The organism is Clostridium sp. AM42-4, assembly GCF_003480105.1.
Taxonomy (GTDB): domain Bacteria; phylum Bacillota; class Clostridia; order Lachnospirales; family Lachnospiraceae; genus Brotaphodocola.
The window spans coordinates 46248-60137 of record NZ_QUIK01000001.1 but is presented as its reverse complement, the minus strand read 5'-3'; the positions used below and the strand labels follow the sequence as shown (position 1 = coordinate 60137).

At 50.2% G+C, this 13890-nt stretch carries 10 protein-coding genes; 9 read left to right on the top strand and 1 reads right to left on the bottom strand.

Annotation, left to right across the window (positions count from 1 at the left end; genetic code table 11):
- Positions 1–224 precede the first annotated feature (224 nt).
- The 5 genes from leuB to DW922_RS00285 all read left to right on the top strand — a co-directional run bounded on the left by leuB (position 225) and on the right by DW922_RS00285 (position 7306).
- Positions 225–1310 (top strand): 3-isopropylmalate dehydrogenase, encoded by a 1086-nt coding sequence (gene leuB / locus DW922_RS00305; RefSeq protein WP_118725436.1) that lies wholly within the window; start codon positions 225–227, stop codon positions 1308–1310.
- An 82-nt stretch (positions 1311–1392) separates the two neighbouring features.
- Positions 1393–3054, top strand: a complete 1662-nt coding sequence (gene ilvD / locus DW922_RS00300; protein WP_118725435.1) for a dihydroxy-acid dehydratase — start codon at positions 1393–1395, stop codon at positions 3052–3054.
- A gap of 42 nt (positions 3055–3096) precedes the next feature.
- Positions 3097–4803 carry a biosynthetic-type acetolactate synthase large subunit gene (gene ilvB / locus DW922_RS00295; protein WP_118725434.1) on the top strand — a complete coding sequence of 569 codons (1707 nt, stop codon included), beginning with the start codon at positions 3097–3099 and terminating at the stop codon, positions 4801–4803.
- A 260-nt stretch (positions 4804–5063) separates the two neighbouring features.
- Entirely contained in the window at positions 5064–6149 is a 1086-nt protein-coding gene (gene serC, locus DW922_RS00290; protein ID WP_118725574.1) for a 3-phosphoserine/phosphohydroxythreonine transaminase, read from the top strand.
- Positions 6146–7306 (top strand): phosphoglycerate dehydrogenase, encoded by a 1161-nt coding sequence (locus DW922_RS00285; protein ID WP_118725433.1) that lies wholly within the window; start codon positions 6146–6148, stop codon positions 7304–7306. The genes serC and DW922_RS00285 overlap by 4 nt, the downstream gene beginning before the upstream one ends.
- Before the next feature lie 85 nt (positions 7307–7391).
- Here DW922_RS00285 and DW922_RS00280 read toward each other — a convergent pair whose 3' ends face one another.
- On the bottom strand, positions 7392–8273 hold the full coding sequence (locus DW922_RS00280; protein WP_118725432.1) for a S8 family peptidase: 882 nt from the start codon (positions 8271–8273) through the stop codon (positions 7392–7394).
- A gap of 549 nt (positions 8274–8822) precedes the next feature.
- Between DW922_RS00280 and recA the strand changes: the two genes are divergently transcribed.
- From recA to DW922_RS00260, 4 genes are all read left to right on the top strand, one after another.
- Positions 8823–9911: a recombinase RecA gene (recA, locus tag DW922_RS00275; RefSeq protein WP_118718253.1), complete on the top strand. Its 1089-nt coding sequence runs from the start codon at positions 8823–8825 to the stop codon at positions 9909–9911.
- Between the two features lie 4 nt (positions 9912–9915).
- Positions 9916–10530, top strand: a complete 615-nt coding sequence (locus DW922_RS00270; protein WP_118725431.1) for a regulatory protein RecX — start codon at positions 9916–9918, stop codon at positions 10528–10530.
- A gap of 114 nt (positions 10531–10644) precedes the next feature.
- Positions 10645–12189 carry a ribonuclease Y gene (gene rny / locus DW922_RS00265; RefSeq protein ID WP_118725430.1) on the top strand — a complete coding sequence of 515 codons (1545 nt, stop codon included), beginning with the start codon at positions 10645–10647 and terminating at the stop codon, positions 12187–12189.
- A 517-nt stretch (positions 12190–12706) separates the two neighbouring features.
- Entirely contained in the window at positions 12707–13882 is a 1176-nt protein-coding gene (locus DW922_RS00260) for a DUF819 family protein (protein WP_118725429.1), read from the top strand.
- Positions 13883–13890: the final 8 nt, after the last annotated feature.

Sequence of the window (13890 nt, the reverse complement as noted above, 5' to 3'; positions counted from 1 at the left end):
TTCTGATAACTGCAAGTTATGAAGACAATTCCTATCTCGTATGGATTTTTCTGTATAAATTCCAGTGTATCAGTTGAAAAATGACAATAAATGCGTTAATATGGGAAGAAACACGTTCCTTTTTGTTCTATAGGATCATTGCCTGAGAAATGAAAAGCTTTGAGCAGGAACGAAAATACCACCGATCAAGAAAAAGGGAATGGATCAGAAAGAGGTAAGACATCATGAATTGTAATATCGTAACGATCCCTGGAGATGGAATCGGACCGGAGATTGTGCGCGAGGCGTGCAAAGTCCTTGATAAAGTAGGAGAGGTATACGGACATACCTTCCAGTACACAAAAATCCTGATGGGCGGCTGTTCCATCGATGAATACGGAGTTCCGTTAACCGATGAGGCACTGGAGACCGCAAAGAAAAGCGACGCGGTTTTACTTGGCGCTGTGGGCGGCAATGTAGGAAATTCAAGATGGTACGACGTGGCACCGAACTTAAGACCTGAGGCGGGGCTGCTGGCAATCCGCAAAGGCCTTAATTTATTTGCGAACCTTCGTCCGGCTTACCTTTACAACGAGCTGGCAGATGCATGCCCGTTAAAGAAAGAGAACATCGGCGATGGTTTTGACATGATCATCGTGCGTGAGTTGACCGGCGGTCTGTACTTCGGTGAGCGTCATACCGAGGAAGTAAACGGAGTTCTGCAGGCAACTGATACCCTGACCTACAACGAGAACGAGATCCGCCGGATTGCTATCAAGGCATTCGATATTGCCATGAAGAGAAGAAAACACGTTATCAGCGTGGACAAGGCAAACGTGTTGGATTCTTCCAGACTCTGGAGAAAGGTAGTTGAGGAAGTCGCAAAGGATTACCCGGAAGTGAAGCTGGAGCATATGCTGGTCGATAACTGTGCCATGCAGCTTGTCATGAATCCGGGCCAGTTCGATGTGGTCCTGACAGAGAATATGTTTGGTGATATTCTTTCGGATGAGGCCAGCATGATCACCGGTTCCATCGGTATGCTGTCTTCCGCAAGCCTAAACGAGACCAAGTTCGGTATGTATGAGCCGAGCCATGGTTCTGCACCGGATATCGCAGGCAAAGACCTGGCAAACCCGATCGCAACCATTCTCTCCGCAGCGATGATGCTTCGTTATTCCTTCGATATGGATAAAGAGGCCGATGCGATCGAGGCAGCCGTACAGCAGGTGCTGACCGACGGTTACCGCACCGGAGATATTTACAGCGAAGGCTGCAAGAAAGTCGGAACCACCCAGATGGGCGATCTGATCGCAGCACGCATCCATTAATTTTCAGAATAAACAGTATAGAATTGACAGGCTGGTGTCCGCGTATGCGGATACCGGCATTCACATGAGGAGGAGTCAGAATATGAGAAGTGATAATGCAAAAGCAGGAATGCAGCAGGCACCGGCCCGCTCCCTGTTCCGTGCACTGGGATTGACCGATGAAGAGATGGAGCGCCCGTTAGTCGGTATTGTAAGCTCCTACAATGAGATCGTTCCGGGACATATGAACCTGGACAAGATCGTGGACGCAGTAAAGCAGGGCGTTGCCATGGCAGGCGGTACCCCGATCGTGTTCCCGGCCATTGCAGTGTGCGACGGTATCGCCATGGGCCATGTGGGAATGAAGTATTCTCTGGTAACCCGTGACCTGATCGCTGACTCTACCGAGTGTATGGCTATGGCACATCAGTTTGACGCACTGGTCATGGTTCCGAACTGTGACAAGAACGTTCCGGGACTTTTAATGGCAGCAGCCCGCTTAAACATCCCTACCGTGTTCGTCAGCGGCGGCCCGATGTTAGCCGGTCACGTAAAAGGTGAGAAGCGCAGCCTTTCCAGTATGTTTGAGGCAGTAGGCTCCTATGCAGCAGGCCTTATGACTGAGGAAGATGTGAAAGAGTTCGAGTGTAAGGTTTGTCCGACCTGTGGCTCCTGCTCCGGTATGTATACCGCAAACAGTATGAACTGCCTGACCGAGGTTCTTGGTATGGGCTTAAAGGGCAACGGTACCATTCCGGCTGTTTATTCCGAGCGTCTGGTTCTTGCAAAGCATGCAGGTATGGCCGTTATGGATATGTTAAAGAAGAACATCCGTCCGAGAGATATCATGACTGAGGCTGCATTCCGCAATGCCCTGACCATGGATATGGCTCTTGGATGCAGCACCAACAGTATGCTGCATCTGCCGGCGATCGCGCATGAGGCAGGCGTTGAGTTAAACGTAGACATCGCAAATGAGATCAGCGCGAAGACTCCGAACCTGTGCCACTTAGCACCGGCCGGACATACTTACATGGAAGATTTAAACGAGGCAGGCGGTATCTACGCAGTGATGAACGAGATCAGTAAGTTAGGTCTCTTAAATCTGGACTGCATGACCGTAACCGGTAAGACCGTCGGCGAGAACATCAAAGACTGTGTCAACAAGAATCTGGAGATCATCCGTCCGGTTGACAACCCATATTCCAAGACCGGCGGTATCGCAGTGCTCCGCGGTAACCTGGCACCGGATTCCTGCGTGGTAAAACGTTCCGCAGTTGCACCGGAGATGCTGGTGCATGAGGGACCGGCCCGCGTCTTCGACAGCGAGGATGAGGCGATCGCAGCCATCAAGGGCGGCAAGATCGTAGCAGGCGATGTTGTAGTCATTCGTTATGAGGGACCGAAGGGCGGCCCGGGCATGAGAGAGATGTTAAACCCGACCTCCGCTATCGTTGGTATGGGCCTTGGCTCTACCGTAGCCCTGATCACCGACGGACGTTTTAGTGGAGCTTCCCGTGGCGCTTCCATCGGACATGTAAGCCCGGAGGCAGCAGCAGGCGGCCCGATCGGATTGGTAGAAGAGGGCGATATTATTTCCATCGATATCAATGCCAACACCATCAACATGAAGGTTTCCGATGAAGAACTGGCAAGACGCCGTGCAAACTGGACTCCGAAGACCAAAGAGGTGACCGGTTACTTAAAGCGTTACGCAGCATTGGTAACCAGCGCAGACAAGGGCGCTATCTTAAAAGGAAACTAATTCATGTAACCCGTACCAGAGATAGATAAGGAGTGTTTTCACATGGCGGAGACCAGAGTACTTAATGGATCAGAAATCCTAATCGAATGTTTAAAAGAACAGGGTGTAAAGACCGTGTTCGGTTATCCGGGAGGAGCCATTTTAAATATCTACGATGCGCTTTACAAGCATCAGGATGAGATTACCCACATCCTGACCTCCCACGAGCAGGGCGCATCCCATGCGGCAGACGGTTATGCGAGAGCCACCGGAAAGGTCGGTGTATGCCTGGCCACTTCCGGTCCGGGTGCGACCAACCTGGTAACCGGTATCGCGACCGCATTTATGGATTCCATCCCGATGATAGCGATCACCTGTAACGTAGGCGTGAGCCTGCTTGGCCGCGACAGCTTCCAGGAGATCGACATCACCGGTGTGACCATGCCGATCACCAAATACAATTTCATTGTAAAAGATATTACAAAGCTGGCAGATACCGTCCGCCGCGCATTTACCATTGCGCAGAGCGGAAGACCCGGCCCGGTCCTCATCGATATTACAAAAGATGTAACTGCGGCAGAGTATGAGTATACGCCGCAGGACCCGGCACCGATTGAGCGTCAGACCGATACTATCCGTGAGGAAGACATCGAGACTGCACTGGAGATGATCCGCAACAGCACGAAGCCGTTTATTTTCGTAGGCGGCGGTGCCGTGCTTTCCGGTGCATCCGACGAGTTAAAGGTGCTGGCGCACAAGATCCAGGCACCGGTTGCCGATTCCCTGATGGGCAAAGGCGCATTTGACGGAACCGATGAGCTTTACACCGGCATGGTAGGTATGCATGGAACCAAGACTTCCAACTTCGGCATCAGCGAGTGCGATCTGCTGATCGTGGCAGGTGCCCGCTTCAGTGACCGTGTGACCGGAAATGCTTCGAAGTTCGCAAAGAACGCAAAAATCCTTCAGATCGATGTCGATCCGGCTGAGATCAATAAAAACATCCACACCAGCGCAAGCATCATCGGCGATTTAAAGGTTGTCCTGCGCAAGCTGAATGCCCGTCTGGACCCGATGAACCATGAGGAGTGGATCCAGCACGTAGAGCGGATGAAAGACATGTACCCGCTCCGCTACGATAAGACCCAGCTTACCGGCCCGTTTATCATGGAGACGATTGATGAGCTGACCAAAGGCGATGCTATCATCTGTACCGAGGTTGGCCAGCACCAGATGTGGGCTGCCCAGTACTACAAATACAGAAAGCCGAGAACCTTTCTCACTTCCGGCGGTCTTGGCACCATGGGCTACGGCCTCGGTGCTTCCATCGGAGCGAAGATGGCCTGCGGCGATATGGGACATCCGGATACCCCGGTGTTCAACATTGCCGGAGACGGCTGCTTCCGCATGAACATGAATGAGATCGCTACAGCGACCCGCTACAATATCCCGGTCATCCAGGTTGTGGTAAACAACCATGTACTTGGAATGGTGCGCCAGTGGCAGAACCTGTTCTACGGAAAGCGCTATTCACATACCGTATTAAATGACGCAGTTGATTTTGTGAAGCTGGCTGAAGCCATGGGAGCAAAAGCCTACCGCGTGACCAGACAGGAAGATTTGAAGCCGGTCCTGGAAGAGGCCATTGCATTGAATGCACCGGTACTGATCGAGTGCCAGATCAACTGCGATGATAAGGTTTACCCGATGGTATCCCCGGGTGCCCCGATCCAGGATGCATTCGATGATACCGATCTGAAGATCAAATAACTGGAAACGTATCAAACAGTTATATAATTGAATAACAGGATGACTTAGAGAACAGAGAAAAGGTTATCTTTATATTTTGTCCGTAACGATTCGGGACAGGTGTTTTTTGCATACCTCTGTTCCGGATCGTTATTATATATTGATACCAAGGAGATAAAGGTCAGAAATCCGGAGCAGGCTTGCCTGCAGGAGGAGTTTTGAATCTGGTCAAATGGTATCGGAAAAAATAAATGGAATATGAAAAGAAGGAGGAAGAAACAATGGGAAGAGTCTACAATTTCTCAGCAGGACCGGCCGTATTACCGGAGGAAGTCCTGAAGGAAGCCGCAGAAGAAATGCTTGATTACAGAGGCACCGGAATGTCAGTGATGGAGATGAGCCATCGATCTAAAGCCTTTGAGACCATCATCGAAGAAGCGGAGCAGGACCTTCGGGATCTGATGAACATTCCGGATAACTACAAAGTGCTGTTCTTGCAGGGAGGCGCCCATCTGCAGTTCTCCGCCATTCCGCAGAACCTGATGAAAAACGGCGTAGCCGATTATATCATCACCGGTCAGTGGGCGAAGAAGGCATTCAAAGAAGCGCAGAAATACGGAAAGGCAGTGGCTGTTGCATCAAGTGAAGACAAGACCTTCAGCTACATTCCGGACTGCTCTGACTTGCCGATCGACGATGATGCGGACTATGTTTACATCTGCGAGAATAACACGATCTATGGCACCAAATACAAAACTCTGCCGAACACAAAGGGAAAAACGCTGGTGGCTGATATCTCTTCCTGCTTCCTTTCCGAGCCGGTAGATGTAACCAAGTACGGCCTGCTTTACGGCGGAGCCCAGAAAAATGTCGGACCGGCCGGTGTTGTGATCGTGATCATCCGCGAGGACCTGATCACGGAGGATGTCCTTGCCGGAACCCCGACCATCTGCCAGTACAAGGTGCAGGCAGACGCGAAATCCCTTTACAATACCCCGCCATGCTACGGCATCTACATTTGCGGCAAGGTATTTAAGTGGTTAAAGAAGCGCGGCGGCCTGGAGGCAATGAAAGAGTATAACGAGAAAAAGGCAAAGATCCTCTACGATTTCCTGGATCAGAGCAAGCTGTTCCATGGAACGGTTGCCAAGGAAGACCGCTCCTTAATGAATGTTCCGTTCGTTACCGGCGACAAAGATCTGGATGCAGAATTTGTAAAAGAAGCAACGGCAGCAGGATTTGTAAACTTAAAGGGACACAGAACCGTAGGCGGCATGCGTGCCAGCATCTACAATGCCATGCCGATGGAAGGTGTAGAGAAGCTGGTAGAGTTCATGAAAAAGTTTGAGGAGGCGCATCAGGCATGAGAAAGATCCATTGCATCAACGCCATTTCCAAATATGGCACAGACCAGTTTACGCAGGAGTATCAGCTGACCGATGAGGTAAATGAGGCAGAGGGTATTCTGGTCCGCAGCGCATCCCTTCATGAAATGCAGTTTTCTGACTCCCTGCTTGCTATTGCACGTGCAGGCGCAGGTGTGAATAACATTCCGTTAGAGGCCTGTGCACAGGAGGGCATTGTGGTGTTTAATACCCCGGGTGCCAATGCGAACGGCGTAAAAGAGCTGGTATTGGCAGGACTGTTTTTGGCATCTCGTGACATTGTGGGCGGCATCGAGTGGTGCAAAGCCAACAAAGAGGATGCAAACATTGCCAAATCGGCTGAGAAAGCGAAAAAAGCTTTTGCAGGCTGTGAGATCAAGGGCAAAAAGCTGGGCGTGGTCGGTCTTGGCGCGATCGGTGCCGAGGTTGCAAATACAGCGATCGCCCTGGGCATGGAAGTTTACGGCTATGACCCATACATTTCCGTCAATGCGGCATGGCGTCTTTCCCGTGATGTTAAGCACACCACCAGCTTAGACACCATCTGCCAGGAGTGCGATTACATCACCCTGCATGTCCCGGCTGTGGATTCCACAAAAGGCATGATCAATAAAGATGCCCTTGACCAGATGAAAGATGGTGTCGTGATCTTAAACTTTGCCCGTGACATCCTGGTAAATGAGGATGATCTGGCAGAGGCATTGAAGTCAGGCAAAGTCAAAAAATATGTGACCGATTTTGCGAATCCAAAGTCTGTAAATTTGGAGAATACCATTGTGATCCCGCATCTTGGCGCTTCGACTGGGGAGTCCGAGGACAACTGTGCGAAGATGGCTGTTCAGGAGATCATGGATTATCTGGAGAACGGCAACATCCGCAATTCCGTGAACTATCCGGCGTGTGATATGGGTGTGAAGAAGACAGCCTGCCGTCTGGCTGTGCTGCATTTAAACATTCCGAACATGATCGGCCAGATCACCGGAGTGCTGGCTGCCGGAAAGATCAACATTTCCGACATGACCAACAAGAGCCGCGATAAGTTCGCATATACGCTGATGGATCTGGAGCATGTGCCGGATGAGACTATGGTGGAGAAGCTCAATGCCATCGAAGGCGTGTGCAGAGTCAGATTGATCTGATGAAGAAAAACACAGGAATTTCATAGAGACTGCCGGGACAGGGAGGACAGCGCATTAGTGATGTCGGCCTGTTTCCCGTCAGAAATTAGCGAAGAAGGCTGGGGATATCAAGAAGTCCCCAGCCTTGCTGGTTTCTGGGGAGTCCCAGGTCGACTGCCCGCTCCCGGAGAAAGAGCTTTACATCCCGGTTGGACATTTCCGGGTACTGCTCTAAGAGGAGGGCAATAGCACCGGAAACATAAGGGGTAGCCATGCTGGTGCCGCTTTTAACGGCATAACCGCCGCCGGGGCTGCAGCTTTTGATGGCAGCCCCTGGTGCGACAATGTCCGGCTTGCAGATGCAGGCGCGGGTAGGTCCTCTCCCGGAATAATCAGACATGCGGTTTCCCATAACGTTGACTTCCTGGTGATCGTCAGAACAGCCAACCGTGATGACCTTGCGGCTGATGCCGGGGGTAGTGATGGTGCCGCTTTTTGGCCCCATATTACCGGCGGCAACGACCACGGTAAAGCCGGAGTCCCAGGCTTCTTCCACACCGCGGACCAGGGCAGAGTTTTCGTTCATGCTCCGGCCAGAAAAGGAGCCGACCGAAACATTGATGATCCGGATATTGTAGCGTTCCCGCTGCTGCATGATGGTATGGAGCCCGGCAAGCACGTCGGAAACATAGCCGCCGCCCCGTTTGTCCAGTACCTTTACAGGGACCAGGTGGCAGCCCGGGGCGATTCCGCAAAAACGCCCGGCGCTTTCTTTTCCGTTCCCGCCGATGATGCCGCAGACATGGGTGCCGTGTCCGTTGTCATCATAGGGAACTCTGCGACGGCGTACCATATCAAAAAACGCAGCGATGCGCGGCTTAAGGTCTTCATGCGGAAAACACCCGGTATCCAGAACTGCTACGCCGATACCGCGCCCGGTAAGGCCGTCCGGGCTGTGTGCAGGGGAAAATGGGGAGGCTGTACTCATGGGGAACCCCGGCATTCTTTTTACTGTTAGGATATTCTGGAGAGAAGGCAGTTGTGCGGCTGCAGATACAGGATGCAGGCAGGAATTTTCTGAACTGGAAAATCCGCACGATAAAGTCCTGTCTGCGGATTTGGCCGATTTAAGAATATCTTCATAATCTATTTAAACATTATACAAACATTTTCGTAAGGCATATGTTATACTAAAGTCAGAAAAAAGATAAACATCTGAACTCCTTAAAACTTTTTTGAAACGGATATGTAAGAAAAACCTGTGCAACCATCACGGCACAGGCTTTTTTCTTTTTATTTCTCGTGTTCTTTTATTTGACATGTACTTTGCGGCATGCTATAGTGAAAGTGCAGTCCAAATGGGCAGTTCTGCCCCTATTTCTAAAAAATTTTAATTCAAAAATTCCCACCCCGAAGAACAATAATTTGTTGACATTTGAAGCAGTTTATACTATGATTATAACATTGGAAAGAACATCTGTTCGCTGCTGGCGCTGGGCCAGTGGGTACGGTGGTTCTACAGTTGGAGGATTATAACATGAATAAAGACGATAAATTAAAAGCATTGGATGCTGCCATTACACAGATTGAGAAGTCTTACGGAAAAGGTTCTATCATGAAGCTGGGAGATTCCGGTGCAAACATGAACATCGAGACCGTCCCGACCGGTTCCATCAGCCTGGATATCGCACTGGGCCTTGGCGGTGTGCCGAAGGGCCGTGTCATCGAGATCTACGGACCGGAGTCCAGTGGTAAAACAACCGTAGCGCTCCATATGGTAGCTGAGGTGCAGAAGCGCGGCGGTATTGCCGGTTTCATCGACGCTGAGCATGCCTTAGACCCGGTATACGCGAAGAACATCGGTGTGGACATCGACAACCTTTACATTTCCCAGCCGGACAACGGCGAGCAGGCGCTGGAGATTACCGAGACCATGGTCCGCTCCGGTGCAGTAGACATTGTCATCGTGGACTCTGTTGCAGCCCTGGTACCAAAGGCCGAGATCGACGGCGAGATGGGTGATTCTCACGTAGGCCTTCAGGCACGTCTTATGTCCCAGGCCTTAAGAAAACTGACCGGTATCATCAGCAAATCCAACTGCTGCGTTATCTTCATCAACCAGCTTCGTGAGAAGGTCGGTGTTATGTTTGGAAACCCGGAGACTACGACCGGTGGCCGTGCACTGAAGTTCTATTCTTCTGTCCGTATGGATGTGCGCCGTGTAGAGTCCATCAAGCAGGGCGGCGAGGTCATCGGTAACCATGTCCGTGTGAAGGTGGTTAAGAACAAGATCGCTCCGCCATTCAAAGAGGCAGAGTTTGACATCATGTTTGGTCAGGGCATTTCCAAAGAAGGCGATATTCTGGACCTTGCAGCCAAGGACGACATCATCGAGAAGAGTGGTGCATGGTATGCTTATGCTGGAGCCAAGATCGGCCAGGGCCGTGAGAATGCCAAGACCTATTTGCGCACACATCCGGCAGTCTGTGCCGAGGTGGAGAGCAAGGTCCGCGAGAAGCATGGCCTTCCGGCGGACGAGACTGTAGCAGCACTGGCTGCAAATGCAGCAGAGGAAGAAGCACAGGACGCAGAAAATACCGGTGCTGAGCTGACAGACGAGGAGTAATTCCATGAAAGTCTGGACCGTACAGGGCAGGGACATGCCGCAAAACAAAAAAACAGATAAGGCAGATGCAGACATCGTCCAGGCGGAAGAAGGCCAGAAGCTTCACGGGCAGTTCTGGAAGACTGCCAAGGCAAAGAAAAGCAGCCAGTCAGGAAGGTTTGCACGTTCAGAAAAAACAGCCCGGGAGTGCGCACTCGCACTCCTGGAGTTTCGTGACCGCACCGAGAGGGAACTGCGCCAGAAGTTAAAAGAACGGGAATATGGCCCGGAAGAGATCGAGGAGACGGTGCTCTTTTTAAAGGAGTACCGTTATTTAGACGATGAGGCTTATGCAGGGCGGTATATCCGCTCTTGCGCGTCCCGGAAAAGCCGCCGCCAGATCCGGGCAGATTTAGAGCGCAAGGGAGTTTCGCGGGAGGTCATTGACCTCTCTTTCCAGGAGGAGGCGGTGGACGAGGAAAGCCAGATCGAAAAGCTTCTTTTAAAGAAGGGTTATGAGCCGGGAAAGCGCATGGAACCGGCAGATTACCGGAGGCTCATGGGTACTTTGGGACGGCGTGGATTCAGTAGTGAAGCCATCCGCAGGGTCACGGACCGTATGTCTGAAGACGCAGGATAAGGAACGCAACGGACGTGAAGAACTTCCAGAGAGTTATTGACATAATGCACAAAACAGTTTAAAATTGTAGTGTTGTATTGGTGTACAATGAAAACTAAATAAGGAGGTGCTCCTGTGTCAACGATAATAGCAGTTGTAGTTACACTGTGTGTTGTGGCGCCTATTAGCTGGGCTGTTGCGACCGCGCATCGGAAGAATGCTTACGAAAGCAAGATCGGAACCGCGGAAGAAAAAGCCAGGGAAATAATAGATGAAGCGTTAAAGACGGCAGAGACAAAGAAGCGAGAAGCTCTCCTGGAGGCGAAGGAAGAGTCCTTAAAGACTAAGAATGAGCTGGATAAAGAGACAAAGGAAAGAAGAGCTGAACTTCAGCGCTATGAACGACGTGTGCTGAGCAAAGAAGAGAACTTAGACAAAAAAGCAGAGAACATGGAACGGCGGGAAGCCGGACTTGCATCCCGTGAGGAAGCCTTAAACAAGCGTAACAGTGAGGTCGAGGCCCTGTACGAAAAAGGGATACAGGAACTGGAGCGGATTTCCGGTTTAACCTCCGAACAGGCAAAAGAGTATCTGCTCAGATCCGTTGAGGCAGAGGTCAAGCATGACACTGCCAAGATGATCAAAGAGATGGAGAACAAAGCAAAAGAAGAGGCTGACAAAAAGGCAAAGGAGTACGTGGTTACTGCAATCCAGCGATGTGCTGCAGATCATGTGGCTGAAACTACCGTGTCTGTGGTACAGCTTCCGAACGATGAGATGAAGGGCCGCATCATTGGACGTGAGGGACGTAATATCCGTACCCTTGAGACCATGACCGGCGTTGAACTGATCATCGACGATACCCCAGAGGCAGTCGTATTGTCCGGATTTGATCCGGTGCGGCGTGAAGTGGCAAGAATTGCCCTGGAGCGACTGATCGTGGATGGACGTATCCATCCGGCGAGAATCGAAGAAATGGTAGAAAAAGCGCAGCGTGAGGTAGAAGCAAACATGCGCGAGGATGGTGAGGCTGCAGCCCTTGAGGTTGGCATTCACGGAATCCATCCGGAACTGATCAAACTGCTTGGTAAGATGAAATTCAGAACCAGCTACGGTCAGAATGCGTTAAAGCATTCCATTGAGGTTGCACAGCTGGCAGGTCTTCTGGCCGCTGAGGTCGGAGCAGATGTCCGTCTGGCAAAACGTGCTGGTTTGTTACATGACATTGGAAAATCCATTGACCATGAAGTGGAGGGCTCCCATGTACAGCTTGGTGCAGATCTTTGCAGAAAATACAAAGAGTCTGCTACCGTTATTAACGCAGTAGAGTCCCATCATGGCGATGTTGAACCGCAGGGCCTGATTCCGTGTCTGGTACAGGCTGCAGACACCATTTCCGCAGCAAGACCTGGTGCAAGAAGAGAAACTGTGGAGACATACACCAACAGATTAAAACAGCTTGAAGAGATTACCAACTCCTTTAAGGGAGTAGACAAATCCTTTGCAATCCAGGCTGGCCGTGAGGTGCGTATCATGGTTATCCCGGAGCAGGTAAGTGACGATGACATGGTTCTGATGGCACGTGAGATTTCCAAGCGCATCGAGGATGAGCTGGAATATCCGGGTCAGATCAAGGTTAATGTGATCCGCGAATCCCGTGTGACAGATTACGCAAAATAATCGTTTTTATGCGGACAGCAGTACAGTATAGCAGCAGAAATGAAAGACCGGTATTGAGAAAATGCCGGTCTTTTTTCATTATATACGATAGCATGCTCTGCACGCTATTGTGATATAAAAGCTCTATAGCGTTGAATGATATTTATGTCTGAAAATTGACTTTTTTGCTGTCACCCTTTATACTACATAGAAGAAAAGTCAAAATAAGAAACGGCAATGTGAAAGGACATTACACGATTCGAGAAGTCACTTAAGGGTCCAGAACATGATTCTGGACCGTTTTTGTATGATGGGAAATTGCGTCCTGTCATACAAGAACGCGCTAAGGTACATTTTTTTTCAGCTTTTGCGACAATTTTATGGAGAAGGCGGCATACTGCCACGCCATTCTCACATTGTCCTGCGGTTCGTGAAAAGGTATTGAAATGGGGAAGGAGGAAAATTCAACTGCCTGTTTTGACTTGTTCTGAAAAAAATAAAGCCCACCGATATCTGGTGGCGGAATGGAGCATTTCAAATGATTCATGATGGATTTATCTATCTGGCCACTTTAATGCTGCTGGCAGCAATTTTGGTCAATCTTCCTGTGTACCTGCGGGGAAAAGGCGCACAGACTTTTTTTAAATTTGCACCGCCGATCGTTCTGATCTATTTAGGCATGATGCTTTTATGCACTATGAAAGTATGGGATTTGCAGGATACGTCAGCCGTTTATGTAGCAATTAAAAATCCATTACTCTACGCGATGCTGTTTTTAATGCTGTTGCGTTGTGATCTGAAAAAGATTATTAAATTAGGACCGAAAATGCTGATCGGTTTCTTCTCAGCAAGTATTTCAATCGGTGTTGGATTTGTAGTAAGCTATGGTATTTTCCATAAATTACTGGGCCCGGACAGCTGGAAAGCACTTGCAGCACTGTGCGGAAGCTGGTTAGGCGGCGGCAGTAATATGCTGGCGGTTCAGGCAATTCTGGATGTAAGTGAAGAAAGTCTGGCATATGCCCTGGTAATGGACTCGGTTTGTGCAGTGATCTATGTTATGTTCCTTCTGTGGGTGATCAATTTCTCTAAGGAATTCAACTCCTGGACAAAGGCAGATGTACGTCTGATCGATGAAGTAGGAGCATCTCTGGAAAAAGAGGCAAGGGAGGACAAGAGACCTCTTGCATGGAAAAGCATGCTTCTTTTGATCGGTGTATCCTTTTTTGTATCCTCTCTGTCCAAGGATGCCGGTGTTATGGTTGCTTCCGTTCTGCCTGTTTTTGATAAGGCAACCTGGACGGTCCTTCTCGTAACAGCTGCCGGCCTGATCGCAGCGATGACTCCGTTTGGAAAGATTAAGGGAACGGAAGAGGTTTCCAATATCATTCTTTACATTGTCGTTGCGATGATCGCTTCCAGAGCAGATATCTCTGCTATGGGAAATGCACCGGTATGGCTGGCAGCCGGATTCCTGATCCTGCTGATCCATGTAACGGTTATGGTAATCCTCGCAAAGCTGATCCGGCTGGATATCTTTACCTGTGGCGTTGCTTCGCTGGCGAATATCGGAGGAACTGCGACAGCACCGGTACTTGCAGGTGCATATAGTAACGCACTGGTCCCGATCGGTATTCTGATGGCTCTCCTCGGCAATATTATTGGAACGCCGGGCGGCGCATTTGTAGGATACTTAATGAGCCTGATCGGGTAGAGAACAAC

Coding starts and splice junctions, on each gene's coding strand:
- leuB (WP_118725436.1), top strand. CDS start 225: ATGAATTGTAATATCGTAACGATCCCTGGAGATGGAATCGGACCGGAG.
- ilvD (WP_118725435.1), top strand. CDS start 1,393: ATGAGAAGTGATAATGCAAAAGCAGGAATGCAGCAGGCACCGGCCCGC.
- ilvB (WP_118725434.1), top strand. CDS start 3,097: ATGGCGGAGACCAGAGTACTTAATGGATCAGAAATCCTAATCGAATGT.
- serC (WP_118725574.1), top strand. CDS start 5,064: ATGGGAAGAGTCTACAATTTCTCAGCAGGACCGGCCGTATTACCGGAG.
- DW922_RS00285 (WP_118725433.1), top strand. CDS start 6,146: ATGAGAAAGATCCATTGCATCAACGCCATTTCCAAATATGGCACAGAC.
- DW922_RS00280 (WP_118725432.1), bottom strand. CDS start 8,273: ATGAGTACAGCCTCCCCATTTTCCCCTGCACACAGCCCGGACGGCCTT.
- recA (WP_118718253.1), top strand. CDS start 8,823: ATGAATAAAGACGATAAATTAAAAGCATTGGATGCTGCCATTACACAG.
- DW922_RS00270 (WP_118725431.1), top strand. CDS start 9,916: ATGAAAGTCTGGACCGTACAGGGCAGGGACATGCCGCAAAACAAAAAA.
- DW922_RS00260 (WP_118725429.1), top strand. CDS start 12,707: ATGATTCATGATGGATTTATCTATCTGGCCACTTTAATGCTGCTGGCA.